Below are 26,631 nucleotides of genomic sequence, written 5' to 3'. Positions count from 1 at the left end.
AAAAATGCCCGAATCTTTCGATACGGGCATTTTTGTGTCGGCGAATCGACGCTTAGATGGTCAGCGTCCAGTCGTAGTCGACGATCAACGGCGCATGCTGCGAGAACCGTGGCTGACGTGGCAGGCGCGCACTGCGCACGAAGCGGCGCAGGCCTGGGGTCAGGATCTGGTAGTCGAAGCGCCAGCCCAGATTGAGCATCTCGGCCTGTTCATTGTCCGGCCACCAGCTGTACTGGTCGCCTTCGCGGCTGACTTCGCGCAGGGCATCGACATAGCCCATGTTGCCGACAATCTCGTCCATCCAGGCGCGTTCTGGCGCCAGGAAGCCCGGGGATTGCTGGCTGTCGCGCCAGTTCTTGATGTCGAGCTTCTGCTGTGCCACGTACAGCGAGCCACAATAAATGTACTCGCGACGTTTGCGCCGCTGTTTGTCCAGGTACTTGCCGAAGTCGTCCATGAGCTTGAACTTCTGGTTCAAGTCCTCATCGCCGTTCATCCCCGAAGGGAGCAGCAAGGTGGCAATACTGACTTTGTCGAAATCTGCTTGCAGGTAGCGCCCGTAGCGGTCGGCCGTCTCGAAACCGAGACCGCTGATGACAGCCTTCGGTTGCAACCGCGAGTACAAAGCCACGCCGCCTTGGGCAGGGACTTCAGCATCGCAGGCATAAAGGAAGTAGCCATCCAGTTGGAAGGCTGGGTCATCCAGTTCAAAGGCGGAGGCACGGGTGTCCTGCAGGCAGATGACGTCGGCATTCTGTGCTTGCAGCCAACTGAGCAAACCACGCTCGACTGCAGCCTGAATACCATTGACGTTCACACTGATGATCCGCATAAATGGCCCCAAAAATCGCGTGCGTGTATGATACACGGCGTCAAGCTAATTAGCTAAATCCGTGGTATTTGGGGTTTTTTTCATGCAAGCGTATCAGCGCGATTTCATTCGTTTTGCCATCGATCGCGGCGTTTTGCGCTTCGGTGAGTTCACCCTGAAGTCCGGGCGCACCAGTCCTTACTTCTTCAACGCCGGCCTGTTCAACTCGGGTTCGGCCCTGGCGCAGCTGGGGCGTTTCTACGCTGCAGCCATTGCCGAGAGCGGCATTTCTTTCGACGTTCTGTTTGGCCCGGCCTACAAAGGCATCCCGCTGGCGGCGACCACTGCCGTCGCACTGGCCGAGCACCACGGCCGTGACCTGCCATGGTGCTTCAATCGCAAGGAAGCCAAGGCCCACGGCGAAGGCGGCAGCCTGGTCGGCGCTCCGTTGACTGGCGACGTGCTGATCATTGACGACGTGATCACCGCCGGTACGGCAATCCGCGAAGTGATGCAGATCATCGCGTCTCAGGACGGCGCCAAGGCGGCTGGCGTGCTGATCGCCCTGAACCGTCAGGAGCGTGGCAACGGCGAGTTGTCGGCGATTCAGGAAGTCGAGCGCGACTTCGGCATTCCGGTGATCAGCATTGTTTCGCTGAATCAGGTGCTGGAATTCCTCGCCGATGATCCGCAACTCAAGCAACACCTGCCAGCCGTGGAAGCCTATCGCGCTCAGTTCGGCGTCTGAACTGTGGAGTGAGCTTTTGTGGCGAGGGAGCTTGCTCCCGCTGGGCTGCGTAGCAGACCCAAAAGGCGTATGAGCGCTGCGCACTCAAGCGGGAGCAAGCTCCCTCGCCACAAAATGCTATGCCACAGAGGTTGCAGGCAAAAAAAGACCCCGCTCAGCCTGGCTGAGCGGGGTCTTTTTGTGTGCGTTACTGCTTAAGGACGCTTGCGATTGCTGATCAGCGTACCCACACCGGTGTCGGTGAAGATTTCCAGCAGGATCGCATTCGGTACACGGCCGTCGATGATCAGCGAGCTGCCCACGCCGCCCTGAACCGCTTCCAGTGCGCAGCGGATCTTCGGCAGCATGCCGCCGTAGATGGTGCCGTCGGCGATCAGGTCGTCGACCTGCTGCGTGCTCAGGCCGGTCAACACGGTGCCCGACTTGTCCATCAGGCCGGCGATGTTGGTCAGCAGCATCAGCTTCTCCGCTTTCAGCGCTTCGGCGACTTTACCGGCCACCAGGTCGGCGTTGATGTTGTAAGACTCGCCGTTTTCACCGACGCCGATCGGCGCAATCACCGGGATGAAGTTGCCTTTGACCAGCAGGTTCAGCAGTTCGGTATTGATGCCGACCACTTCACCGACCTGACCGATGTCGATGATTTCCGGTTGAGTCATCTCCGGGGTCTGGCGGGTCACCGTGAGCTTCTTCGCACGAATCAGCCCGGCGTCTTTACCGGTCAGGCCGATGGCACTGCCGCCGTGACGGTTGATCAGGTTGACGATGCTTTTGTTGACCTGGCCGCCAAGGACCATTTCCACCACATCCATGGTTGCGGCGTCGGTGACGCGCATGCCATCGACGAAGTGGCTTTCGATCGACAGGCGCTTGAGCAGATCACCGATCTGCGGGCCGCCGCCGTGAACCACGACCGGGTTGATGCCCACGGCCTTCATCAAGACGATGTCGCGTGCGAAGCCGGTTTTCAGCTCCTCGCTTTCCATCGCGTTGCCGCCGTATTTGATCACCAGGGTCTTGCCGACATAACGTCGGATGTAAGGCAACGCTTCGGACAGGACCTGGGCGGTGTGGGCGGCGGCTTCGCGTTCGAGGGTCATTCAGGGCTCCGGGTGAATCAGAACGGTAGTTGGAGATCAGGTGCAACGCGTTTCAGTTGGGCGTGGAACACATCCTTGATGCGCTGCAATTCAGCCTCGTCATCGGCCTCGAAGCGCAGCACCAGCACCGGTGTGGTGTTGGACGCGCGCACCAGGCCCCAGCCTTTGGCGTAATCGACTCGCACGCCGTCAATGGTGGTCAGGTCAGCGCCTGGGCCCCACTGGGCGTCGTGCAGTGCATCAATGATGCTGAATTTGCTCTCTTCGGTCACATGGATATTGATTTCCGGCGTAGAAATATCGTTCGGGAAGGTCGCAAACAGCTCTTCCGCGGTGGATTTTTCCTTGCTGAGGATCTCCAGCAGCCGTGCGGCGCTGTAGATGCCATCGTCGAAACCGAACCAGCGCTCCTTGAAGAAGATGTGCCCGCTCATTTCACCGGCCAATAGAGCACCGGATTGTTTCATTTTCTTTTTGATCAACGAGTGACCGGTCTTCCACATTAGCGGACGACCACCGTATTCCTTGATCAGCGGCACCAGGCGGCGGGTGCATTTGACGTCAAAGATGATTTCCGCGTCCGGGTTGCGCGCCACCACGTCGCGGGCGAACAGCATCAGCAGGCGATCGGGGTAAACGATGCTGCCGGTGTTGGTCACCACACCGACACGGTCGCCGTCGCCGTCGAAAGCCAGGCCGATATCGGCGTTGGTTTCCTTGACCTTGGCGATCAGGTCGACGAGGTTCTCAGGCTTGCCCGGATCCGGGTGGTGGTTGGGGAAGTTACCATCGACCTCGCAGAACAGCGGGATGACTTCGCAATTCAGCGCTTCGATCAGTTGCGGGGCGATCACACCAGCCGCGCCGTTGCCGCAATCGACCACGACCTTCATGCGCCGGGCCAGTTTGATGTCCTGGACGATTTCGGTGTTGTAGCGGTCGAGGATTTCGACCTGGGTGACGCTGCCCGTGCCGCTGCTCAAGTTGTTGGTCTTGAGGCGCTCGTGCAGGGCCTGGATCTGTTCGTTGGCGAGGGTGTCGCCAGCGATGACGATCTTGAAGCCGTTGTAGTTCGACGGGTTGTGGCTGCCGGTGAGCATCACCCCGGATTTGCCGGCCAGGACGTTGGCGGCGTAGTACAGCGCTGGCGTCGGCACCAGGCCGACATCACTGACGTGGCAGCCGCTTTCGGCGATACCGCGAATCAGTTCTGCAACCAGCTCAGGACCGGACAAACGGCCGTCGCGACCGACGGATACATTCGGCTCACCTTGGGCCAGGCTCTGCGAACCAATGGCGCGGCCGATCCAGTAAGCGGTTTCGGCATTGAGGAATTCCGGCACGGTGCCGCGAATGTCATAGGCGCGGAAAATGCTGTCGGGCAGCTTCGGGGCGATCTTGGCTGGGGTGCTCATCTACGGAAATGCTCCATCTCGAAAGTGGCGGGACAGACCGACGAATCGTTCGACGGCAGGCTCAAACTGAAGGGTATGACGGCGTTTTCCACAGAGAGTTCGTGGTGTGAAAGGGCCATGATGCCTCGGCGGGCGTGGCTTTCGGCCGGCAAAACCCTGATTTTCGGTGTTAAAACCTGCTGCCGATGTAGCGCATTTTTTGTGGCGAGGGAGCTTGCTCCCGCTGGGCTGCGTAGCGGCCCCAAAGATCTTGTGGGCGCTGCGCACCCAAGCGGGAGCAAGATCCCTCGCCACAGTAACGGGTTATCTGTTATTTGGTGCCGGTATGGCCGAAACCGCCAGTGCCGCGTTCGGTTTCGACGAACTCTTCAACCATTTCGAAATGCGCCTGCACCACCGGTACCAGCACCAGCTGCGCCAGGCGTTCGCCGACGGTCATGGTGAAATCGGTCTGGCCACGGTTCCAGCAGGACACCATCAGCGGGCCCTGGTAGTCCGAGTCGATCAGGCCGACGAGGTTGCCCAGCACGATACCGTGCTTATGGCCCATGCCCGAGCGCGGCAGGATCAGCGCGGCGAGGTTCGGGTCGCCGATGTATACCGACAGACCGGTGGGGATCAGCACGGTTTCACCCGGTTTGATCACGATGTCCTGTTCCAGCATGGCGCGCAGGTCGAGGCCGGCGGAGCCCGGGGTGGCGTATTGCGGCAGCGGGAATTCGGTACCGATGCGTGGGTCGAGGATCTTGGCTTGCAAAGCGTGCATGTAAATTAAACCTGGTTCAGACGTTCGGCGATAAAAGTGACCAGTTGGCGAGCGATCTTGCTCTTGCTGGTCTGGGCGAAAACCGTGGCGTGCAGCGCACGGTCAATCACGCTGCAGGCGTTTTCTTCGCTGTTGAAGCCGATGCTCGGATTGGCGACGTCGTTGGCGACGATCAAATCGAGATTCTTGTCCTTCAGCTTGCGTGCAGCGTAGTCGAGCAGGTGTTCGGTCTCGGCGGCGAAACCGACACTGAACGGACGGTCGGGACGGGTCGCGATGGTGGCCAGGATGTCCGGGTTACGCACCATTTGCAGGACGAAGCCATCACCGCTCGTAGGATCTTTCTTGAGTTTTTGCGGGGCGACGACTTCCGGACGGTAGTCCGCGACCGCTGCCGAGGCGATAAATACGTCGCACGGGATCGCCGACTCACAGGCCGCGAGCATATCGCGGGCGCTGACCACGTCGATACGCGTGACGCGATCCGGCGTCGGCAGGTGTACCGGGCCGCTGATCAGCGTGACACGGGCGCCGGCTTCCACTGCGGCTTCGGCGAGGGCAAAGCCCATTTTGCCGGAGCTGTGGTTGGTGATGTAGCGCACCGGGTCGATGTTTTCCTGGGTCGGGCCGGCGGTAATCACCACGTGTTTACCGGTCAGCGCCTGCCGCTGGAAGCAGTCCGCCGCGCATTGTGCGAGGTCGGTGGCCTCCATCATCCGGCCCATGCCGACGTCGCCGCAGGCCTGGCTGCCCGAGGCCGGGCCGAAGGTCTTCAGGCCACGGCTTTCAAGGAGTTGCAGGTTGGCCTGGGTCGCCGGGTCACGCCACATCGCCTGATTCATTGCCGGCGCGACAGCCACAACGGCGTCGGTGGCCAGCACCAGGGTGGTCAGCAAATCGTTGGCGATGCCTTGGGCCAGGCGGGCGATCAGGTCGGCGGTGGCCGGGGCGATCAGCACCAGATCGGCCCATTTCGCCAGTTCGATGTGGCCCATCGCGGCCTCGGCGGCCGGGTCGAGCAAGTCGAGGTGGACCGGGTGGCCGGACAGCGCTTGCATGGTCAGCGGGGTGATGAACTCGGCGCCGCCATGGGTCATGACCACGCGCACTTCGGCGCCCTGATCGATCAGGCGACGAACCAGATCGGCGCTCTTGTAGGCCGCGATGCCGCCGCCGACGCCCAGAACGATGCGTTTCCGATACAGCCGCTGCATAGGTCTGCCTTTCATTTCGTGGGTGACATACGTGGCGAAACCCCCTCCCCAGGGTGAATTCGCCCGCAAAAAAGATGGGCTAAGATATCACAGCGACCGCTACGGAACAGCGGCGCCCACAGACAGGGAAGTGCTATGAGTATTCGCGATTGGCCTGCGGCGGAACGCCCGCGGGAAAGGTTGTTGGAACACGGGGCAGCGAGCCTATCGGACGCTGAGTTACTGGCGATTTTTCTGCGTACTGGCTTGCCCGGACTAAGTGCTGTGGATCTGGCGCGCAACCTGTTGACTCAATTCGGCAGCCTGCGTTTGCTGCTTGAGTCCGATCAGGACTCATTCAGCAAACAATTGGGGCTCGGGCCGGCGAAGTTTGCGCAACTTCAAGCTGCTCAGGAAATGAACAGGCGGCATCTGGCTGAGAAATCCCGGCAGAAACCAGCCCTGGAAAACCCTCAGGTCGTTCGCGATTATCTGAAATCGATGCTGCGTCACGAACCGCATGAGGTGTTTGGTTGCCTGTTTCTCGACTCCAAACATCAAGTACTGAATTTCGAGATACTGTTTCGCGGCTCAATCGACAACACCAGCGTGCATCCACGCGAGGTTGTGAAGCGATGTTTGGCCAATAACGCCGCTGCGTTGATCCTGTGCCACAACCATCCATCGGGGAACACTGACCCGAGTCAGGCCGATCGATTGCTGACCAAGCGTTTGCAGAAGGCGCTGGAGCTGATTGATGTGCGGGTGCTCGATCACTTCATCGTGGGCGATGGTGAGCCGTTATCGATGGCGGAGTGTGGCTGGATGTAAAGTTCAGGGGAAAAACGCTAAACCCCTGTAGGAGTGAGCCTGCTCGCGATAGCAATTTTCCAGTCACCGAATGGGTTGACTGAAATGACGCCATCGCGAGCAGGCTCACTCCTACAGGTGATGTGCAGGGCAGGTTATTTCAGGTTTACCTTCGAATAGTCCTGGCGGCCAAAGGGGCTTACCGAGTAACCCTGCACGTCTTTACGCGTCAGCGCATAAGCGGTCGGGTGCGCCAGCGGTAGCCACAACGCCTGCTGCTGAATCTGCGTTTGCGCCTGCTCATACAGTTTGGTGCGCACGCCTTGCTCGCTGGTGGTCTTGCCGGCGCTGATCAGCTTGTCGAGATCGGCGTTGCAGTACCGAGCGAAGTTGGTGCCCGACTTGACCGCCGCGCAGGAAAACTGTGGCGTGAGGAAGTTGTCCGGGTCGCCGTTGTCGCCTGCCCAGCCCATAAACAGCAGATCATGCTCGCCCGCCTTGGCGCGACGAATCAGTTCGCCCCACTCGATCACGCGGATTTCCGCCTGAATGCCGATTTCCGCCAGATCCGACTGCAACATCTGTGCACCCAAGCTTGGGTTTGGATTGAGCAGGCTGCCTGACGGACGCGTCCAGATGGTGGTCTGGAAGCCGTCTTTCAAACCGGCCTTGGCCATCAGCGCCTTGGCTTTGGCAACATCGTGCGGATAGCCCGGCAGATTCTTCGCGTAGCTCCAGGTATTCGGCGGGTAAGGGCCGTTGGCGGCTTCGGCGGTGTCTTCAAACACAGCCTTGATGTAATTGGCCTTGTCGAAGGCGAGGTTGATGGCCTGACGTACCTCTGGCTTGTCCAGCGGTGGGTGCTGGCTGTTGATGCCAACGAAAGCGGTCATGAAGGCGTCAGTTTTTTCGACTTTCAGCGTCGGTTCTTTCAGCGCTGCCTGTACGTCCAGTGGTTTTGGCGACAGGGCGATCTGGCATTCATTGCGTCGCAGCTTTTGCAGGCGCACGTTGGCGTCCGGGGTGATGGCGAAGATCAATGGGTCCACCGAAGGCTTGCCGCCGAAGTAATCCGGGTTGGCCTTGTAGCGAATCGCCGCGTCTTTCTGGAAGCGATTGAACACGAACGGGCCGGTGCCGATCGGCTGGCTGTTGAGCTTGTCCGTGGCACCGGCCTTCATCAGTTTGTCAGCGTATTCGGCGGAGTAGATCGAGGCGAAGCCCATGCTCAGGGTAGCGAGGAACGTCGAATCCGGGTGATCAAGGGTGAAGCGCACGGTCAGCGGATCGAGCGCGTCGATCTTCTTGATCAGCGCTGGCAACTGCATCGATTGCGCATGCGGGAAGCCGCTCTGGGCGACCTTGTGCCACGGGTTGGCCGGATCGAGCATGCGGTCGAAACTGAATTTGACGTCTTCGGCGCTCAGCTCACGGCTCGGCTTGAAATAGTCAGTCGTATGAAACTTCACCTGCGGGTGTAGCTTGAAGACGTAAGTCAGGCCATCGGTGCTGACTTCCCAACTATCGGCCAGGCTCGGCACGACTTTGCCGCTGGCGGTGTCGAAATCCACCAGGCGGTTCATCAGTACGTCGGCCGAGGCGTTGGTGGTGGTCAGCGAGTTGTACTGCACCACGTCGAACCCTTCAGGGCTGGCCTCGGTGCAGACGCTCAGCGCGGCGGCCTGGGCCAGAGGGCTCAGCAGGAGCGGGGCGAGCAACAGGGGTAAGGCAGCGAGGCGCATGGTCGGTTTCCTTTTACAGATCGAAGGCCCATCTGCAAGTGCAGTCTGGAAAAGGCCTACCCTAGAGGTCTGGATTACAAATGACTATCCCCTTTTTGCATTTTCGGGGCACAGTGATGGCGGTTTTTCAGACCGCGGCGCGCGGCAAAAAGTCGGGATCGCCGGCAAGAGCGGTTTTCTGCGACGAGTGGTAAAAATCGATGCCAGCCTTTATCCAAGGCGTTCGCAGGCTGAAAAAACGCCTTTTTACCGATTGATTGCACACCGATTGTTGTTGCTGCGAAGTCTTTCTGGTATAAAGCAGCGCTCTTTTCTAGGGGCCCGGTTCCTTCACTGTAGGTGTAGCCGGTAAGACCTCTAAAGAAACGCGGCGCCTGGCGCCAAATGACTGAGAGATTAAGCGGCCAACCCATGCCGGGTTGGGCATGTGGTTTTAGAGGGCTGAGGCATGTCGAGAGTATGTCAAGTTACCGGTAAGGGTCCGGTGACTGGGAATAACATTTCCCACGCAAACAACAAAACCCGTCGTCGTTTCCTGCCGAACCTGCAGCATCACCGCTTCTGGGTTGAAGAAGAGAAACGTTTTGTGCGTCTGCGCGTATCTGCCAAAGGCATGCGTATCATCGACAAGCGTGGCATCACTGTCGTGCTCGCCGAACTTCGCCGCGATGGCAAGATTTAAGGGAGCTAATCATGCGTGAATTGATTCGTTTGATCTCGAGCGCCGGTACTGGTCACTTCTACACTACCGACAAGAACAAGCGTACTACCCCGGACAAAATCGAGATCAAGAAATATGATCCGGTTGTTCGCAAGCACGTGATCTACAAGGAAGGCAAAATCAAGTAATTGATTTTTCCGGACTTACGAAAAAGGCCCGTATCTCACGATACGGGCCTTTTTTGTTGGAGCTACCGTGGATTGATCCACAGGTCTGGGTGTGGACTGATCTCAGTTAAAGCTGAATGAATGGATATTGCCTGCTGGATCCTCGTTAATGTTCAGGCGATTAGTACGGATATCGGTGGTGCGAACGTGCCCGGCACGAATAGTTGTAATGCCCGTCAGCTCGCGGATGTAAGCCACTACGCTGGGTACGAAGCGGGTACCGATCAGGTGTCGAATTTGTTGCAGTGCTTCTTCATTGGTCATATCGCATTTCCTTATGCGTGAGTTCGGTGCCTGTTTCAGGCCTCCCGATTTTCTGATCAGTTTCGCCAGGCCGTGCGGTACATAGTTATTTTTTCTCAAAAATCACATAGATCTTGCGGCACGCTTCCAGCACTTCCCATGTCCCGCGAAACCCCGCCGGAATTACAAAGCGATCACCAACCCGCAAGGTCTTGGCATTGCCATCGCTGTCACGCAGCACCGAAACCCCCTGCAGGATTTCGCAGTATTCATGCTCGGTGTAATTCACCGTCCACTGACCCACCGCACCTTCCCACACGCCGACGCCCATCTGCCCACAAGGGCTTTCGTATTGATGAAACACGGCTTGTTCAGGATCACCCTTGAGCACTTTGGCCGGGTCTGGGCGATAGCGTTCGGCTTCGCTGCTGGTCAGGCTGATGTCGACGACGTTCTGGATGTTCATTGTTGTTTTCTCCCGTGATGACGGCGCGATGGTTGGAATGGGCGGAAGTCTATGTTTATTAAAATGAACACCGCAAGGCCGTATAACCGCCTTATGTCAAATATATTGAAACAACCCCGGCCGCTGGTTTAGGGTGGCGGGTGCCTTGGGCCGAAATGCAGGCTGGCCGGGCAGAATTTTTGAGGACGCTGGCGACGATCGCGCGGCGCTCGTATTGAACAAGAGGAGGACACTCACATGACCACCCTGACTCGTGCCGACTGGGAACAACGCGCCCGCGACCTGAAAATCGAAGGCCGCGCCTACCTCAATGGCGAATACACCGACGCCGTCTCCGGCGAGACTTTCGAGTGCATCAGCCCGGTCGACGGCCGTCTGCTCGGCAAGATCGCCAGCTGTGACGCCGCCGACGCCCAGCGCGCCGTGGAAAACGCCCGCACCACGTTCAATTCCGGCGTCTGGTCGCGCCTGGCACCGACCAAACGCAAAGCCACCATGATCCGTTTTGCCGGCCTGCTCAAGCAGCACGCCGAAGAACTGGCCCTGCTCGAAACCCTCGACATGGGCAAGCCGATCAGCGATTCGCTGTACATCGACGTTCCGGGCGCGGCGCAGGCGCTGAGCTGGAGCGGTGAAGCGATCGACAAGATCTACGACGAAGTGGCGGCCACGCCGCACGATCAACTGGGTCTGGTGACCCGCGAGCCAGTGGGTGTCGTCGGTGCCATCGTGCCATGGAACTTCCCGCTGATGATGGCTTGCTGGAAGCTCGGCCCGGCGCTGTCGACCGGTAACTCGGTGATCCTCAAGCCGTCGGAAAAATCCCCACTGACCGCCATCCGCATCGCTGCGCTGGCTGTTGAGGCCGGCATTCCGAAAGGCGTGCTCAACGTGCTGCCGGGCTACGGTCACACCGTCGGCAAGGCGCTGGCTCTGCACAACGATGTCGACACGCTGGTGTTCACCGGTTCGACCAAGATCGCCAAGCAACTGATGATCTACTCTGGCGAATCGAACATGAAACGCGTCTGGCTGGAAGCTGGCGGCAAGAGCCCGAACATCGTCTTTGCCGATGCGCCGGATCTGCAAGCCGCTGCCGAATCCGCTGCCAGCGCCATTGCCTTTAACCAGGGCGAAGTCTGCACCGCCGGTTCGCGTCTGCTGGTCGAGCGTTCGATCAAGGACACATTCCTGCCGATGGTGATCGAGGCGCTGAAAACCTGGAAACCGGGCAATCCGCTGGATCCGGCCACCAACGTCGGTGCGCTGGTCGACACTCAGCAGATGAACACCGTGCTGTCGTACATTGAATCCGGCCACACCGATGGCGCCAAACTGGTCGCCGGCGGCAAGCGCATTCTGCAGGAAACCGGTGGCACCTATGTCGAGCCAACGATTTTCGACGGCGTGAGCAACGCGATGAAGATCGCGCAGGAAGAGATCTTCGGCCCGGTGCTGTCGGTCATCGCTTTCGATACGGCTGAAGAAGCGATCCAGATCGCCAACGACACGCCGTATGGCCTGGCCGCTGCGGTATGGACCCAGGACATCTCCAAGGCGCACCTGACCGCCAAGGCATTGCGCGCCGGCAGCGTGTGGGTCAACCAGTACGATGGCGGTGACATGACCGCACCGTTCGGCGGCTTCAAGCAGTCGGGTAACGGTCGCGACAAGTCGCTGCACGCGTTCGACAAGTACACCGAGCTGAAAGCGACGTGGATCAAGCTGTAAGACGTTAAGAGGTTCTGTTCGCGAGAGCAGATCCTCCAGACGAAGCAGATCCCCTGTGGGAGCGAGCCTGCTCGCGAAAGCGCTGTATCAGTCAGTCTATGTGCTGAATGTGCAGCCGTATTCGCGAGCAGGCTCGCTCCCACATTTGCTTGATGTGGCCTCTAAAAATAACTATCCACAGGAGCGTGGAACATGCGGTGGGCGACGTATTTCGCCGTGTTGGCGTCTGTCTTGAGTGTCGGCCTGGCCCTGGGGGTCAGCATGCCGTTGGTGTCGTTGCGCCTCGAAGGTTGGGGCTACGGCGCCTTCGCCATCGGCGTGATGGCGGCAATGCCGGCGATTGGTGTGCTGCTGGGCGCGAAGATTTCCAGCCATCTGGCAGCACGTTTCGGCACGGCGAACCTGATGCGCCTGTGCCTGTGGGCCGGGGCGCTGTCGATCGGTCTGTTGGCGTTGCTGCCGAGCTACCCGATCTGGTTGGTGTTAAGGCTGATGATCGGGGTGATCCTGACCATCGTGTTCATCCTCGGCGAGAGCTGGATCAATCAACTGGTGGTCGAGAACTGGCGCGGGCGACTGGTGGCGCTGTATGGCAGCAGCTATGCGTTGAGCCAACTGTCGGGTCCGTTGCTGTTAGGCGCGCTGGGCACCGAGCATGATTACGGTTTCTGGGTCGGTGTCGCTTTGCTGTTGCTGTCGCCATTGCTCTTGCTGGGCCGCAGCGGTGCACCGAGCAGCGAGGCCAGCAGCGTAACGTTCCGAGAGTTGTGGGCCTTCGCCCGCGAGTTGCCGGCAATTGCCTGGGCGGTGTCGTTGTTCGCCGCGTTCGAGGCGATGATCCTGACGTTGCTGCCGGTGTATTGCCTGCAGCAGGGCTTCACTGCCGAGATAGCGCTGGCCATGGTCAGCACGGTGGTGGTGGGTGATGCATTGCTGCAGTTGCCGATTGGCGCGTTGGCCGATTATCTGTCGCGACGCACGTTGTTCGCCGGCTGCGCGCTGGTGCTGATGCTGTCGAGTCTGGCGATTCCGCTGTTGCTCGATACGCTGTTGATCTGGCCGTTGTGGGTGCTCTTCGGGGCGAGTGCCGGTGGCTTGTTCACTCTGTCGCTGATTCTGATTGGCGAGCGTTATCGTGACGATGCGCTGGTGCGTGCCAATGCGCACATCGCGCAATTGTGGGGTGTCGGTTGTCTGGTCGGGCCGCTCGCGGCGGGCGCGGGCAGTCAGTGGATCAGCGGGCATGCGTTGCCGCTGTTGATGGCGGCTGGGGCGTTTGGACTGGTGATTCTGCTGATGCGGCAAGGTGCATTTGGAACTGTGGCCGAACCTGCTTGACCTGATTCTGAATTGAGTGATGACCTGTGGCGAGGGAGCTTGCTCCCGCTTGAGTGCGCAGCGCTCACAACATCTTGGGGCCGCTGCGCAGCCCAGCGGGAGCAAGCTCCCTCGCCACAGTGGATCTATGTCGGATTACAACATGCGTTCCAATCCGACCGTGGTGCTGAACCACGCATTAAACCGTCGCCACCAACTCCCCGGCTCTTTGCTCAGCGTATGCATCTGGCCGTTGTCTTCGGTGACCCAAACGATATGGCCATCCTGCAATTTCGCTTGGTAACTCAACGCCGGCGCCATGCCCTGCAAGGCCAATTCGCGCACGTGCTCGGCCAACTCGGGACTGTCGACCAAGACCCCGACTTCGGTGTTCCACAGCACCGAGCGCGGGTCGAAGTTGAACGAGCCGATAAACGACTTCTGGCGATCAAAGATCATCGCTTTGCTGTGCAGGCTTGAGTCGGAGCCGCGAAATGACTTGCTGTAGAAGATATGCGGGCCGCTACCGCCACCGTCTCCAGGCTGGCGTCGCAGTTCATAGAGTTTGACCCCATGCTCCAGCAGCGCCTTGCGATACGGCGCATAACCGCCGTGCACCGCCGGCACGTCTGTCGCTTCCAGCGAATTGGTCAGTAGTCTGACAGACACCCCGGCATCGGCGCGCCCGGTCAGATACACCAGCCCTGGCTGTCCCGGCACAAAGTAGGCGGAGATCATGATCAGCTCTTTGCTGACGCCAGTGAGTTCAGGCGCCAACTGCGTGGTCAGAAGCAATTGCGGATCTGGCTCACCCTTGGCCAAGACCTTACTCGGCGCATCCCACAACGCCTGATTCCACGCCCAGATCAGTTCTTTACGCCAGATATCCATACGCGGCTCGGTCTTGAACGTCATCAACTGCTGGTACAGAGCGTGATTCTGTTTACGCGTGTCTTCCAGCGACTCCTCCAGGCGTGCGCGGGTGTTCTCCAGATCCTTGATGGTCGGTTTGCTGGTGAGGAACTCGTCAATTGGTTTGCTCAGGGCGCTGTTCCAGTATTGGTCGAAACTGTGCCCGAGCTGATCGGCCACCGGCCCGACGCTGAGCATGTCGATATCGGTGAAATTCAGATTTGGCTCGGCGTCGAAGTACTCGTCACCCAGATTGCGTCCGCCAACGATGGCCACGCTGTTGTCCGCCAGCCATAGCTTGTTGTGCATGCGTCGGTGTTGCAGCGACAGGTTGAACAAGCGGCCCGCCGCGCGAGTGACGCCGGTACTGCGGCCCAGATGCAGCGGGTTGAACAGACGAATCTGGATTTGCGGATGCGCCGCCAGCGTGGCGATGATCTGGTCGAGGCCATCGCTGGTGGTGTCGTCGAGCAGGATGCGTACACGCACGCCACGATCGGCCGCCTTGAGCAATTCCTCTACCAACATCCGCGTGCTGATGCCGTCATGGACGATGTAGTACTGCAGATCGAGGCTGGTCTGGGCGTTGCGAATCAGCTCGGCGCGAGCGGTGAACGCTTCGGTGCTGTTGGACAGCAGACGAAAACCCGAGCGGCCTTGGTAGGGCGCCGCTTGCGCCTGAATCGAACGGCCGAAGCTGGAATCGGACGCTGGCAGCGCCTGGCTTGGCTCACGTGGAACATCGAGACTGGCACAGCCGCTCAGGAACGAGGCGAGTAACAGCAAAGCGAGTAGGGGCTGTCTGAAGCTCACGTAGGATCATTCCGGTTGGCGGCAAGGGACGGCATATGGACGCGGTTCTCTGGAAAAAGGTCAGTCGGCTTCCGCCAGCAATCTGACAGCGGTCTCGCCGACCTTGCGCACCGCCTCTTCGATCTGCGCTGTCGGTTTGGCAGCGTAGTTCATCCGCAGGCAATTGCGGTACTTGCCTGAGGCGGAAAAGATGCTGCCGACGGCAATCTGTACGCCTTGGTCAAGCAACTCACGATTCAGTTTCAGGGTGTCGAAACCCTCTGGCAATTCGACCCACAACATAAAGCTGCCTTGCGGCCGGCTGGCGCGGGTGCCCGCCGGAAAGTAGCGGGTCACCCAATCGATCATCAGGTCGCGGCTGCGCTGGTATTGCGTGCGCATGCGCCGCAAGTGCGGTTCGAAATGGCCGGCCTTGAGGAATTCGGCGATGGCGATCTGCGGCTGCGGCGCGGTCGAGCCGGTGCTGATGTATTTCATGTGCAGCACCCGCTCCAGATAACGTCCCGGCGCAACCCAACCGATGCGCAGCCCGGGCGCCAAGGTCTTGGAAAACGAACTGCATAACAATACACGGCCGTCTTCGTCGAAGGATTTGATCGTGCGAGGGCGCGGGTAGGTGTAGGACAGTTCGCCATACACATCGTCCTCGATGATCGCCACGTCGAAACGCTGCGCGAGGTTGAGCAGGGCGCGTTTGCGCGACTCCGGCATGATGTAGCCGAGCGGGTTATTGCAGTTGGGCGTGAGCTGGATGACCTTGATCGGCCATTGTTCCAGCGCCAGCTCCAGCGCTTCGAGGCTGATCCCGGTGAGCGGGTCGGTAGGGATTTCCAGGGCTTTCATGCCCAGGCCTTTGAGGGTCTGCATGGCGCCGTGAAAGCTTGGCGAGTCCACCGCGACAATGTCACCCGGCTCGCAGATCGCATGGATGCTGGTGGACAGCGCTTCGTGGCAACCGGTGGTGACCACCAGATCGCTGGCACTCAACTGGCAACCGGAGTCGAGCATCAGCCGGGCAATCTGTTCGCGCAGTTCGAGGGTGCCGTGGATGTTGTCGTAATACAGGCCGGGCATGTCCTGACGGCGGCTGATCCGCGCCAGCCCACGCAACAGCGGCTTCATCGTCGGCGAGCTGATATCCGGCATGCCGCGACCCAGTTGTACGACATCCTTGCGCGGTACCGCGCGAATCAACTCCAGCACCTGATCCCACTGCGAAATCTCCACCGGCCGCTGCGCCGGACGGCCGACGGCGGGCAGCTCTGGCAGCTCGCGGCCGACCGGCACAAAGTAGCCGGACTTGGGTCTCGGCGTCGCCATGCCGCTGTCTTCGAGCATGCGATAAGCCTGCTGCACCGTGCTCAGACTGACCCCGTGTTCGACGCTCAAGGCGCGCACTGATGGCAGCCGGTCACCGGGGCGATAGAAGCCGTTTTCGATGCGCGTGCCGAGCAATTCGGCGAGATTTACATAAAGGGTCATGGCGCTGCCTCGGTGCGGTGATTCGATAAACCAGTACAGATGTGGCAAAAATCGACAATTCAGTCGGTAAAGCGGCAAATCTGTATGGAGTTAATACAGTTGCTTTGAATCTGTAACGGTTTTGCTCGCCCGCGCATCATGGAATCTCTGGCTACCCAAGTAAACAGGAGCATTGAAAATGAACGGCTTGAGCGATGTGCGGCTGACGTTACACAGTCAGGAACTGGCGGCAGGGCAGAAGGACAATGCGCGCAATCTCATGCGCAATACGCCGTCCGGCCTGAGTCGCTGGGATCTGTTCTGGCATCGTCTGCACACGCGCAAGGCGTTGCTGGCGCTGACGGCGGATCAGCTCAAGGACATCGGGCTGACCCGTGAGCAGGCGCTGGAGGAGGGGTTGAAGCCGTTCTGGCGGATTTGAGAACCACTGATCGGTCCCACGCTCTGCGTGGGAACGATCAATCAGACCAACTCTTTGAGGCGATGCCACAACATCCCCAACGCCAACAGCGGCGAACGCAAATGCTTGCCGCCCGGGAAAGTGATGTGCGGCACTTTGGCAAACAGATCAAAGCCACCGCTGTGTTGCCCGCTGATCGCTTCGGCCAGCAACTGGCCCGCCAGGTGCGTGGCATTCACCCCGTGCCCGGAGTACGCCTGGGCGTAATACACATTCGGTTGATCCGCGAGCCGGCCGATCTGCGGCAAGCGATTGGCGCCGATGCCGATCATGCCGCCCCACTGATAATCGATCTTCACGCCAGCTAGTTGCGGGAATACTTCCAGCATCTTCGGCTGCATATACGCCGCGATGTCTTTCGGATCGCGTCCCGAGTAGTGGCAGGCACCGCCAAACAGCAAGCGGCGATCCGCCGAGAGCCGGTAGTAATCCAGTGCCACACGCTGGTCGCAGACCGCCATATTCTGCGGCAGCAGGTTGTGCGCCTGCGCTTCGCTCAACGGCTCGGTGGCGATGATGTAGCTGCCGGCGGGCAAAACCTTGCCGCTGAGTTGCGGGTTTAGATCGTTGAGATAGGCATTGCAGCCGAGTACCAGCGTCTTCGCGCGCACCGAGCCTTGGGCTGTATGCACCTGCACTTCAGGGCCGTAGTCGATACGGGTTACTGCCGAATGTTCGAATAGTTTCACGCCCAGTTGCTGCGCTGCTGCTGCCTCACCCAAGGCCAGATTCAGCGGGTGCAGATGTCCGGAACCCATGTCGATCAAGCCGCCGACGTAGCGTTTGGAACCGACCACCGTGTGCATGTCGCTGGCTTGCAGCAAGCGGGTTTCATAGCGATAGCCAAGACTGCGCAGTTCTTCGGCGTCTTCGGCAAAGCCTTCAAGATCGGACGGTTTGTTGGCGAGGTCGCAGTAGCCCCAGGTCAGGTCGCAGGCAATCTGAAAACGCTCGACGCGCTGGCGAACGATTTCCACCGCTTCCAGGCCCATCAGTTTCATCTCGCGCACGCCGTCAGCGCCGATGACGTTGGCGAACTGATCGAGACCGTGACCGACCCCGCGAATAAGCTGCCCGCCGTTGCGGCCACTGGCGCCCCAACCGATCTTGTGCGCTTCCAGCAACACCACGCTGAGGCCGCGTTCAGCCAGTTCCAGCGCCGTGTTCAACCCGGAAAAACCGCCGCCGACCACGCAGACATCGGCCAGCACGTCACCTTGCAATACCGGGTGATCAGGCTGCGGCAAGCTACTGGCGGCGTAGTAAGAGGCAACGTGCGGTTGGCTCGCGGAGGTGTAGGCGCGGGCAGTCATGGGCGTCATCCAACGGCTAAGTGTCGAGAAAATTTGACGGAGCATAAGCCGCACGCCCGAACGTGGGCAACATTGGTCGGCCTGCGGTGTCTGGATCGCGGCTTTTGCGGCACAATTGCCGCCTATTCCTCTTCGGTCAACGCTGCAATGAGCTGCAACAGCCAGAAAATCCGCACCTTGCGCCAGCAGATTCCCTCGTTCGAGTGCGTGCCCGGCTGTCACGATTGCTGTGGCCCGGTAACCACCTCGCCCGAAGAAATGGCCCGTCTGCCGCGCAAGAGTCGCGCCGAGCAGGATGCGGCGATGGAAGAACTGAACTGTGTGCATCTGGGGCCGAATGGCTGCACGGTGTATGAGGAGCGACCGTTGATTTGCCGGTTGTTCGGGACGACCAAGACCTTGCCTTGCCCGAATGAGCGACGGCCGGTGGAGCTGATTCATCCGCGCGTCGAGAAGCAGATATTCGAGTACATGGCGGCGAATCGGCAGGTGTTGGTTTAACGCGCTCACTCGGAACCGAGGGGACGCTTTCGCGAGCAGGCTCGCTCCCACATTTGGAGTGCATTCCCCTGTGGGAGCGAGCCTGCTCGCGAATGGAGCGCCACCGATCTTCAATCCGGAATAGGTAAGCTCAGGCTCTCCTTGACCTCTTCCATCACGATATAACTCTTCGACTCACGCACATGCGGCAGCTTCAATAGAATGTCGCCCAGCAGCTTGCGGTAAGACGCCATCTCGGAAATCCGCGCCTTCACCAGGTAGTCGAAATCCCCTGATACCAAGTGGCACTCCAGCACATGCGGCAGTTTCAGCACCGCGCGGCGGAACTCTTCGAAAGTGTCGCCGGATTTGTAGTCGAGGCTGATCTCGACGAACACCAGCAAGCTACCCTTCAAATGCTGCGGATTCAGCCGGGCGTTGTAGCCCATGATGATTCCTTCGCGCTCCAGACGCCGCACCCGCTCGGTGCAAGGCGTGGTGGAGAGACCGACCTTTTCCCCGAGTTCGGTAAAGGAAATCCGTCCGTCCGCCTGCAGGATCCGCAGGATGTTGCGGTCGATCTTGTCCAGCTCACGTTTGGTCTGAGTGTTGGTACGCATAGGGGATGCGCCTCCGTGAAAAGGGTTTTTGCCGAGAATTGTCGCCAAATATAGGCGCTTATATAGTGAAAAGCACTGGCATTTCTTTTTTACACTGCGCGCATCATTGCTCTAACAACACAGCTCGGCGAAAAGCCGCGATGAGGGATACAAAATGCGCGTTATGGTCTTGGGTAGCGGCGTCATCGGTACCGCCAGTGCTTACTATCTGGCCCGTGCCGGGTTTGAAGTGGTGGTGGTCGACCGGCAGCCAGCCGCGGCCATGGAGACCAGTTTCGCCAACGCCGGCCAGGTCTCGCCGGGCTACGCCTCGCCGTGGGCTGCGCCGGGCGTGCCGCTGAAGGCGATCAAGTGGCTGCTGCAACGCCACGCCCCTCTCGCGATCAAAGCCACCGCCGACATCGACCAGTACTTGTGGATGGCGCAGATGCTGCGCAACTGCACCGCCAATCGTTACGCGGTGAACAAGGAACGCATGGTGCGTCTGTCCGAGTACAGCCGTGATTGCCTCGACGAATTGCGTGCTGAAACCGGCATCGCGTACGAAGGCCGCAGCCTCGGCACCACCCAGCTGTTCCGCACCCAGGCGCAACTGGATAACGCCGCCAAAGACATTGCCGTGCTGAAAGAATCCGGCGTGCCGTTTGAAGTCCTCGACCGCGCCGGCATTGCCCGCGTCGAACCGGCTTTGGCGGGCGTCACTGACATCCTCGCTGGTGCCCTGCGCCTGCCGAACGACCAGACCGGCGATTGCCAGATGTTCACCACGCGTCTCGCCGAAATGGCCGTGAAGCTGGGTGTGGAATTCCGCTTCGGCCAGGACATTCAGAAACTCGACTATGCCGGTGATCGCATCAACGGTGTGTGGATCGATGGCAAGCTGGAAACCGCTGACCGCTACGTGCTGGCGCTCGGCAGCTACTCGCCGCAACTGCTCAAGCCACTGGGCATCAAGGCTCCGGTGTACCCGCTCAAGGGTTACTCGCTGACCGTGCCGATCACCAACCCGGCGATGGCCCCGACCTCGACCATTCTTGACGAGACCTACAAGGTCGCGATCACCCGTTTCGATAACCGTATTCGTGTGGGCGGCATGGCCGAGATCGCCGGTTTTGACCTGTCGCTGAACCCGCGTCGCCGTGAAACCCTGGAGATGATCGTCAACGACCTTTATCCTCAGGGTGGCAATCTGGCCGAAGCGAGTTTCTGGACCGGCCTGCGTCCGACCACGCCGGACGGTACGCCGATCGTTGGCGCGACGCCGTTCAAGAACCTGTTCCTCAACACCGGCCACGGCACGCTTGGTTGGACCATGGCGTGCGGTTCCGGTCGTTTGCTGGCCGATCTGATGGCGAAGAAAAAGCCGCAGATCAGCGCCGAAGGCCTCGATATTTCCCGTTACGGCAACAAGACCCAGGAGTCCGCAAAACATGGCAATCCAGCGCCAGCTCACCAATGAGCGCATGAGTCAGATCGTCAGCCACAACGGCACCGTGTATCTGGCCGGGCAGGTCGGCGACGACTTCGACGCCGGGATTGAACAGCAGACCCGCGACGTCCTCGCCAATATCGAGCGCTTGCTCGATCTGGCGGGCACTGACAAGCAGCATCTGCTGTCGGCGACGATCTACCTGAACGACATCGAAGCACACTTTGCCGGGATGAACTCGGTGTGGGACCAGTGGCTGCCCAAGGGCGCTGCGCCGGCCCGTGCCACTGTCGAAGCGAAGATGGCCAAGCCGAGCATTCTGGTGGAGATTTCCATCGTCGCCGCGCTGCCGTAACGGTTTCAAAGATCCCTCTCCCGGCGCTGTTGGTGGTTCACGCCGTCAGCCTGCGCCGGTTTTTATTCCCATGACCGCCTAGAAGTCTGCCGCCATGCGTCCAGCCCGTGCCCTGATCGACCTAGAAGCCCTGCGCCACAACTACCGAATTGCCCGCGAAGTCACCGGCGCCAAGGCGCTTGCGGTGATCAAGGCCGATGCCTATGGCCATGGCGCGGTGCGTTGCGCCCAGGCATTGGAGGCTGAAGCTGATGGTTTTGCCGTGGCCTGCATCGAAGAAGCGCTGGAGTTGCGCGCTGCCGGCATCAAGGCCCCGGTGTTGCTGCTCGAAGGCATCTTCGAGGCCGATGAGCTGGCGTTGATCGTCGAGCATGATTTCTGGACCGTGGTGCATTCGCTGTGGCAGCTCGAAGCGATCGAGCAGGCGGCACTGAGCAAGCCGATCACTGTGTGGTTGAAGCTCGATTCGGGCATGCACCGCGTTGGTCTGCATCCGAAGGATTATCCAGCGGCCTACCAGCGTCTGCTGGCCAGCGGCAAAGTGGCGAAGATCGTGTTGATGAGCCACTTCGCCCGCGCCGATGAACTGCACGAGCAAAGCAGCGCCGATCAGGTCGCGGTGTTCGAAGCGGCGCGTCAGGGCCTAGCCGCCGAGGTCAGCTTGCGCAACTCGCCGGCCGTGCTCGGCTGGCCGCAGATTCACAGCGACTGGGTGCGCCCGGGCATCATGCTTTACGGCGCGACCCCGTTCGAAGAGGCCAACGCCGTGGCTGACCGTCTGCAGCCGGTGATGACCCTGGAGTCGAAAGTCATCTGCGTCCGTGAACTGCCGGCCGGCGAGCCGATCGGCTACGGCGCCAAATTCATCACCGACAAGCCGATGCGCGTCGGCGTGGTTGCCATGGGCTACGCCGACGGCTATCCGCGTCAGGCGCCGACCGGCACGCCGGTGCTGGTGGCTGGTAAACGTAGTCGCATTCTCGGGCGCGTGTCGATGGATATGCTTTGTATCGACCTCACCGACGTGCCGGAAGCCGGCCTCGGTTCGAGCGTTGAGCTGTGGGGCAAAAACATCCTCGCCAGCGAAGTGGCGCAGTGGGCGGGCACCATTCCGTACCAGATCTTTTGCAACCTGCGTCGAGTGCCAAGGCTCTATTCCGAGGCTTGACGCCGCTGCGGGGGCCAAGTGTTGTAAATACTGAACGCTGTCGCCATGATAACGCTCAATATTCTTACAACATCAGGAGGCTCCCGCCTTGGACGTCGGTGAACGACTGCAATCGATCCGCAAGCTCAAAGGGCTTTCCCAGCGTGAACTCGCCAAACGCGCGGGCGTCACCAACAGCACCATTTCGATGATCGAAAAGAACAGCGTCAGTCCTTCGATCAGTTCGCTGAGGAAGGTACTGGGCGGCATCCCCATGTCCATGGTCGAGTTCTTCTCCGAAGAAATCCTGCAGGAAGTCCCGACCCAGATCGTCTACAAGGCCAACGAGCTGATCGACATCTCCGACGGCGCCGTGACCATGAAACTGGTCGGCCGCGCGCACCCCAGCCGCGCCATCGCCTTCCTCAACGAGATCTATCCACCAGGCGCCGACACTGGCGAAGAAATGCTCACCCATGAAGGCGAAGAAACCGGGATTCTGGTGGAAGGTCGTCTGGAACTGGTGGTGGGTCTGGAAACTTTTATTCTCGAAGCCGGTGACAGCTACTATTTTGAGAGTACCAAGCCGCATCGTTTCCGTAATCCGTTCGACGCGCCTGCGCGACTAATCAGCGCAGCCACGCCGGCGAATTTTTAACACAGAGGTGCCAGGCCATGATGGCAAAGGCATCCGCACAGTTTTTCGACTGCGCGGTATAACCCCTTCGACTATGGGGTTGTTTCAGTGTGGCGGGCTACCCGCTATACTTCCGCCCGCCTGCGAACCGTGGCCGCAGGCGTGAATAGCCACCATTGAGGGTGAACGCGTGAATCTAATTATGAAAATGCTGGCTGTACCAGCAACCGTACTGGCCCTCTGGGCTGTCAGCGCTCAAGCTGCGACGAATGACGACATTGCCAAACGCCTCGAGCCGGTCGGTCAGGTGTGTGTGCAAGGCAAGGAATGCAAGGGGATGGAAGTCGCCGCTTCCGCAGGCGGCGGTGGCGGGGCGAAAACCCCGGACGAAGTGATTGCCAAGCATTGCAATGCTTGCCACGGTACCGGCCTGTTGGGCGCGCCGAAAATCGGTGACACCGCTGCGTGGAAAGAACGTGCCGATCACCAGGGCGGCCTCGACGGTATCCTGGCCAAGGCCATCACCGGTATCAACGCCATGCCACCGAAAGGCACCTGCGCCGATTGCTCGGATGACGAGCTCAAAGGCGCGATCCAGAAGATGTCCGGCCTCAAGTAAGGCGCGCTTCTGACGAAAAAAACCGTCTTCGGACGGTTTTTTTGTGCCTGCTACGTTCGAGTCCAAATCGATTGAATGAAGTCCTTCTCTCTGCCGTTCGGTAGAAACTCCATAGCAATCGACTAAACTGCCTAGCGATAAGGTTCAGTTTCTGTAAAATGGCGCGCTGTGGAAATGGGTGTGTACCCATTACCCGATCATACCAGTGAAAACTGTAGTAATAAGGGAGGGAATATGGAAAGTCGTGATTTTGAGATTAGACATCATTTCCACCAAAAAAAACTCCGCCATTATCATGAATGCCCAAATACTCTTGTTATAGATGAGTTGGGTATTGCGCACGGAAAAGCTAGAGCCGATATCGCTGTACTCAATGGGCTAATACATGGGTACGAGATAAAGAGCTCAAAAGATACTTTGTCTCGTTTGCCAGAGCAGCTGGCTGAGTATTCTAGGTGTTTTGAAAAGGTTTCTATCATTACGGCGCCTAATCATCTAGATAAGTTGTTAGTTATGCTGCCGGATTGGTGCGGAGTAATCCTTGCAACAAAGGGTAGTAAAGGCGGAGTCGCATTCAAAACTATTCGTCGAGCAAAAAAAAATCCCCAGCTTGAAATTCACGCTATGGCGCATTTTCTCTGGAGGAAGGAAATAATTGATATTCTGACTCAGCTTGGTATTGATGAGAAAAGCTTGAAATCCTCCCGTGAGACGCTCTACAGACTTCTTCCGGAAAAGATGACAGCTAAGCACCTTACGCAATTAATTAAAGAAAAATTCATGTTGCGTACTGATTGGCGAGCTGGCGTACAATATATGTGATGTGATGGTTTACTCCGACGAATTTCCAAGTGGTTAGATTTCCGCAATTGTTAATTTTTTTAGCAGTATCTTCGATTCGTTCGTCGCCAGAGCTAAACGCTCTTGTCATATAGTGTCCAGATGAGATGATTGCGGCGCAGTGCCCAATCATTTGAGAGTTATTATCTCTAAAGGATCCGCCTTTTGGAATAAGCCAAGAATCTGCTGTCGTATATACTATTTTTCCTCCTGGTTTCATCATGCGCATATCTACACTGTCTGCGAAATCCGGAGACTCGATTGTATAATCTCCAAAATTTGGGGTGAGCTCGTTTTTTTCGAGCTCTATACGGAACGCTTTATAAAGGGGCCACTCATGTCGAATTTGAGTTGCTCCAGGTTTTTTTACTACGGTAAGATTTAAAGAAGTACCTACTAAGGTAATTGATCTCGAAAGGTTGTAGCCACCGATCTTTGCTGTTGCTTCTGAGATTATTTTTGCAAATATTGGGTAAGGTTGGAAATTTCCTGGATCGCCAAGATCAATGATTAGATCGACGCTGCTCCAAGATACTTCAAGAGACCGTAGAAGCTTTGAAATATCATTGTCTATATTCGGCAGGTTAAGTTCTGCCAGCTTCACCCTGAGCGCTACGCCACAACCATGTGCAGAGACAAAACTTCGTACGCTAGCTAAATACCCCGGACTTTTTGTTAAGCCGATAACGGGTATCACCTTACAACTTATTGCTGCGGCTTCTTGAAGAACAAAATCCGCTACCTGCCTTCCATCATCCATTTTTTCATTTTCTAGGGATTCATGGATATCGACCATTGCCAATCGCGTTGACCATTTTTGTTTGAGGCGTTTGGGAAAAGTTTCCACGTGCTCATGAATGGTTTTTTTCATTCGTTGTTCCTCGAAATCATACTCGCGAGGAGGGATGACGATTAGCGGGACAACGCAATCTTTGATTTCATCCTTAAGTAGGAAAAGTGCTTGGTATTCACCTTGGCGCCACTTCAATACAGGGACGTATTTTTGTTTGTTAAATTTCATATTTCTTCCTCAAAGCAAGGTCTAACTTTTCCTTGGCCGAGTAAATCCGAGAAGATGCTGTAGTTCCCGCTCTCTTTTCTTATCCTTCCAGCAATGATGCTAGGATGGATATCCAGCCGTTTGGCATCTTGTAATATTGATTCGTTTGTCATTGCGAATCTTGAAATGCAGCTGTCCCAAGATTTGCTACATATCAGAGACTCTAAGGCAAAATCATCAGCTTCTTTTTCTACATTATCTCCCTGGTCTTTGCTTTCTTCGTCGAAAAAATCCATTTGTAATGAATCAAATAGGTGAAGTGATACATGGGCAAGCTCATGAAAAAGAACGAACCAGAAATTATCTAGACGATCATGTCGTATCGTCATGGCAACTACCGGATTGCCCGTTTCGAGCGTCATCGCAGCACCATCTAAGTAAGTGCCAGGAAGGTGACGTTCAACAATTAGGACAATGCCCTTTTTAGCCAAAAAATCCCGAGCTGCAAGGGGGGCATCATTTCTAGTTGTTAATCTTGCTAGATCTTTCAACCATGTATCAGTGTGCTCGTATTCGTTAATGTCGCCAGATTCAATTTTTCCTCTAGCCTTTTCCAGAACGCGAGCTTGCCAAGCCAAGAGAGAATATTCATTAGGCTTATTTTCGCCATGGAATTTTTTTCTATGTAGAACCGGTGAGTTTTTTCCTCCATTACCTAAGAAGTAAGATCTCACTAATTCTGTTTTTCCAGCTCCAGTGCTGTTGGCTATCCATCCTCTTTTGATCATTTCTTTCGCTGGGAACATTTCCCAGTCTATATTTTCAGTGTTGCTCCAGCTGTAAACGGTACTGGCATCATTTGCTTTTGCGCCAGTCCAAGATTCTTTGATTTTTACATTTAAAATTTCTGCAATGCTTATAAGTCTCGAGAGACTAGCTGCCATGTAATTTGAAGCTTCATACCTTTGAATCTGCTGAACAGATAACTTTAGTTTGTCAGCTAAGTCTTTTTGGTTCATGCCTGAAGCGATGCGTGCAGTTATCAGGGCTTTTGGTAGCTCAGAAAGTCCGGAGCACTCGGAGTAGGAAACCTTTCCTTCCTTTATAAGCTCATACTCTCGGATTTCCGACCTGATTTCCCTGATCTGAGACTCAATGGCTCTAGCTTGAGCGGAGTCCAACCATTCGAGTCCAGATGGCTGAAAACTTCCTAGAGCAGCGGATAAATTTTCAAGCTGCTTTTGTGAGGATGCATATTGTCTTTCGTTGTATATCATGCTCGTGCTCTCCCTCA

27 protein-coding genes and 1 pseudogene are annotated in these 26,631 nt (G+C 57.8%); 14 read left to right on the top strand and 14 right to left on the bottom strand.

What is annotated here, in order from left to right:
• Positions 1-52: 52 nt before the first annotated feature.
• On the bottom strand, positions 53-832 hold the full coding sequence (locus BK670_RS27940) for an exodeoxyribonuclease III (RefSeq protein WP_007920349.1): 780 nt from the start codon (positions 830-832) through the stop codon (positions 53-55).
• Between the two features lie 82 nt (positions 833-914).
• Here BK670_RS27940 and pyrE point away from each other — a divergent pair, with 82 nt between their 5' ends.
• Positions 915-1,559: an orotate phosphoribosyltransferase gene (pyrE, locus tag BK670_RS27935; protein WP_008062842.1), complete on the top strand. Its 645-nt coding sequence runs from the start codon at positions 915-917 to the stop codon at positions 1,557-1,559.
• Between the two features lie 194 nt (positions 1,560-1,753).
• Here pyrE and argB read toward each other — a convergent pair whose 3' ends face one another.
• The 4 genes and pseudogenes from argB to coaBC all read right to left on the bottom strand — a co-directional run bounded on the left by argB (position 1,754) and on the right by coaBC (position 6,054).
• The gene (gene argB, locus BK670_RS27925) at positions 1,754-2,659 is read right to left on the bottom strand and encodes an acetylglutamate kinase (RefSeq protein WP_003229488.1); all 906 of its coding nucleotides are present in this window, start codon (positions 2,657-2,659) and stop codon (positions 1,754-1,756) included.
• Positions 2,660-2,676: 17 nt separating this feature from the next.
• Positions 2,677-4,053, bottom strand: a pseudogene (locus tag BK670_RS27920) (phosphomannomutase/phosphoglucomutase); the annotation flags it as partial.
• 331 nt (positions 4,054-4,384) lie between these two features.
• A complete protein-coding gene (dut, locus tag BK670_RS27910; protein ID WP_016985816.1) occupies positions 4,385-4,840 on the bottom strand; it encodes a dUTP diphosphatase in 456 nt (151 codons plus the stop codon).
• A 5-nt stretch (positions 4,841-4,845) separates the two neighbouring features.
• Positions 4,846-6,054 (bottom strand): bifunctional phosphopantothenoylcysteine decarboxylase/phosphopantothenate--cysteine ligase CoaBC, encoded by a 1,209-nt coding sequence (coaBC, locus tag BK670_RS27905; protein ID WP_007920365.1) that lies wholly within the window; start codon positions 6,052-6,054, stop codon positions 4,846-4,848.
• 135 nt (positions 6,055-6,189) lie between these two features.
• Here coaBC and radC point away from each other — a divergent pair, with 135 nt between their 5' ends.
• Positions 6,190-6,864, top strand: coding sequence for a RadC family protein (gene radC, locus BK670_RS27900; protein WP_123454637.1), 675 nt, complete (start codon positions 6,190-6,192; stop codon positions 6,862-6,864).
• A gap of 134 nt (positions 6,865-6,998) precedes the next feature.
• Here the strand turns inward: radC and BK670_RS27890 are convergent, their stop codons facing one another.
• A complete protein-coding gene (locus tag BK670_RS27890; RefSeq protein WP_123454635.1) occupies positions 6,999-8,585 on the bottom strand; it encodes an ABC transporter substrate-binding protein in 1,587 nt (528 codons plus the stop codon).
• A gap of 448 nt (positions 8,586-9,033) precedes the next feature.
• On the opposite strand from BK670_RS27890, the gene rpmB reads away from it, so the two are divergent.
• Together rpmB and rpmG are read left to right on the top strand one after the other, a co-directional pair.
• Positions 9,034-9,267 carry a 50S ribosomal protein L28 gene (gene rpmB, locus BK670_RS27885; RefSeq protein ID WP_007920377.1) on the top strand — a complete coding sequence of 78 codons (234 nt, stop codon included), beginning with the start codon at positions 9,034-9,036 and terminating at the stop codon, positions 9,265-9,267.
• 11 nt (positions 9,268-9,278) lie between these two features.
• On the top strand, positions 9,279-9,434 hold the full coding sequence (gene rpmG / locus BK670_RS27880) for a 50S ribosomal protein L33 (RefSeq protein WP_003177274.1): 156 nt from the start codon (positions 9,279-9,281) through the stop codon (positions 9,432-9,434).
• A gap of 102 nt (positions 9,435-9,536) precedes the next feature.
• Here the strand turns inward: rpmG and BK670_RS27875 are convergent, their stop codons facing one another.
• On the bottom strand, positions 9,537-9,737 hold the full coding sequence (locus BK670_RS27875; RefSeq protein WP_123454633.1) for a hypothetical protein: 201 nt from the start codon (positions 9,735-9,737) through the stop codon (positions 9,537-9,539).
• A gap of 85 nt (positions 9,738-9,822) precedes the next feature.
• On the bottom strand, positions 9,823-10,182 hold the full coding sequence (locus tag BK670_RS27870; protein WP_123454631.1) for a cupin domain-containing protein: 360 nt from the start codon (positions 10,180-10,182) through the stop codon (positions 9,823-9,825).
• 237 nt (positions 10,183-10,419) lie between these two features.
• Between BK670_RS27870 and BK670_RS27865 the strand changes: the two genes are divergently transcribed.
• Both BK670_RS27865 and BK670_RS27855 read left to right on the top strand, forming a co-directional pair.
• On the top strand, positions 10,420-11,913 hold the full coding sequence (locus tag BK670_RS27865) for an aldehyde dehydrogenase (protein ID WP_123454629.1): 1,494 nt from the start codon (positions 10,420-10,422) through the stop codon (positions 11,911-11,913).
• A 192-nt stretch (positions 11,914-12,105) separates the two neighbouring features.
• Positions 12,106-13,251 (top strand): MFS transporter, encoded by a 1,146-nt coding sequence (locus tag BK670_RS27855; RefSeq protein ID WP_123454625.1) that lies wholly within the window; start codon positions 12,106-12,108, stop codon positions 13,249-13,251.
• Positions 13,252-13,386: 135 nt separating this feature from the next.
• Here BK670_RS27855 and BK670_RS27850 read toward each other — a convergent pair whose 3' ends face one another.
• Both BK670_RS27850 and BK670_RS27845 read right to left on the bottom strand, forming a co-directional pair.
• Entirely contained in the window at positions 13,387-14,955 is a 1,569-nt protein-coding gene (locus BK670_RS27850) for a phospholipase D family protein (protein ID WP_123454623.1), read from the bottom strand.
• Between the two features lie 60 nt (positions 14,956-15,015).
• A complete protein-coding gene (locus BK670_RS27845; RefSeq protein ID WP_123454621.1) occupies positions 15,016-16,437 on the bottom strand; it encodes an aminotransferase-like domain-containing protein in 1,422 nt (473 codons plus the stop codon).
• Between the two features lie 178 nt (positions 16,438-16,615).
• Between BK670_RS27845 and BK670_RS27840 the strand changes: the two genes are divergently transcribed.
• Positions 16,616-16,858, top strand: coding sequence for a DUF1127 domain-containing protein (locus tag BK670_RS27840; RefSeq protein WP_123454619.1), 243 nt, complete (start codon positions 16,616-16,618; stop codon positions 16,856-16,858).
• A gap of 41 nt (positions 16,859-16,899) precedes the next feature.
• Here the strand turns inward: BK670_RS27840 and BK670_RS27835 are convergent, their stop codons facing one another.
• Entirely contained in the window at positions 16,900-18,210 is a 1,311-nt protein-coding gene (locus BK670_RS27835; RefSeq protein ID WP_123454617.1) for an NAD(P)/FAD-dependent oxidoreductase, read from the bottom strand.
• 147 nt (positions 18,211-18,357) lie between these two features.
• Here BK670_RS27835 and BK670_RS27830 point away from each other — a divergent pair, with 147 nt between their 5' ends.
• Positions 18,358-18,711, top strand: coding sequence for a YkgJ family cysteine cluster protein (locus tag BK670_RS27830; protein ID WP_123455134.1), 354 nt, complete (start codon positions 18,358-18,360; stop codon positions 18,709-18,711).
• 110 nt (positions 18,712-18,821) lie between these two features.
• Here the strand turns inward: BK670_RS27830 and BK670_RS27825 are convergent, their stop codons facing one another.
• On the bottom strand, positions 18,822-19,310 hold the full coding sequence (locus BK670_RS27825) for an Lrp/AsnC ligand binding domain-containing protein (protein ID WP_003177284.1): 489 nt from the start codon (positions 19,308-19,310) through the stop codon (positions 18,822-18,824).
• Positions 19,311-19,464: 154 nt separating this feature from the next.
• Here BK670_RS27825 and dadA point away from each other — a divergent pair, with 154 nt between their 5' ends.
• From dadA to BK670_RS29525, 6 genes are all read left to right on the top strand, one after another.
• Positions 19,465-20,769, top strand: coding sequence for a D-amino acid dehydrogenase (gene dadA / locus BK670_RS27820; RefSeq protein ID WP_123454615.1), 1,305 nt, complete (start codon positions 19,465-19,467; stop codon positions 20,767-20,769).
• Positions 20,741-21,094, top strand: coding sequence for a RidA family protein (locus BK670_RS27815; RefSeq protein WP_038359209.1), 354 nt, complete (start codon positions 20,741-20,743; stop codon positions 21,092-21,094). The genes dadA and BK670_RS27815 overlap by 29 nt, the downstream gene beginning before the upstream one ends.
• A 94-nt stretch (positions 21,095-21,188) precedes the next feature.
• Positions 21,189-22,262: an alanine racemase gene (gene alr, locus BK670_RS27810; RefSeq protein ID WP_123454613.1), complete on the top strand. Its 1,074-nt coding sequence runs from the start codon at positions 21,189-21,191 to the stop codon at positions 22,260-22,262.
• Between the two features lie 88 nt (positions 22,263-22,350).
• On the top strand, positions 22,351-22,899 hold the full coding sequence (locus tag BK670_RS27805; protein ID WP_007920393.1) for a cupin domain-containing protein: 549 nt from the start codon (positions 22,351-22,353) through the stop codon (positions 22,897-22,899).
• 181 nt (positions 22,900-23,080) lie between these two features.
• Positions 23,081-23,497 carry a c-type cytochrome gene (locus tag BK670_RS27800; RefSeq protein ID WP_123454611.1) on the top strand — a complete coding sequence of 139 codons (417 nt, stop codon included), beginning with the start codon at positions 23,081-23,083 and terminating at the stop codon, positions 23,495-23,497.
• Between the two features lie 234 nt (positions 23,498-23,731).
• The gene (locus BK670_RS29525; RefSeq protein ID WP_185036835.1) at positions 23,732-24,319 is read left to right on the top strand and encodes a sce7726 family protein; all 588 of its coding nucleotides are present in this window, start codon (positions 23,732-23,734) and stop codon (positions 24,317-24,319) included.
• On the opposite strand, the gene BK670_RS27795 is transcribed toward BK670_RS29525, so the two are convergent.
• A complete protein-coding gene (locus BK670_RS27795) occupies positions 24,276-25,358 on the bottom strand; it encodes a beta family protein (protein ID WP_123454609.1) in 1,083 nt (360 codons plus the stop codon). The genes BK670_RS29525 and BK670_RS27795 overlap by 44 nt on opposite strands.
• On the bottom strand, positions 25,355-26,614 hold the full coding sequence (locus BK670_RS27790; RefSeq protein ID WP_123454607.1) for a helix-turn-helix domain-containing protein: 1,260 nt from the start codon (positions 26,612-26,614) through the stop codon (positions 25,355-25,357). Before BK670_RS27790 ends, BK670_RS27795 begins: the two co-directional genes overlap by 4 nt.
• Positions 26,615-26,631 lie beyond the last annotated feature (17 nt).

The organism is Pseudomonas fluorescens, assembly GCF_003732425.1.
GTDB lineage: Bacteria > Pseudomonadota > Gammaproteobacteria > Pseudomonadales > Pseudomonadaceae > Aquipseudomonas > Aquipseudomonas fluorescens_BE.
Note: the sequence above shows the minus strand (reverse complement) of the source record. Positions and strands in the feature narration are given on the sequence as shown.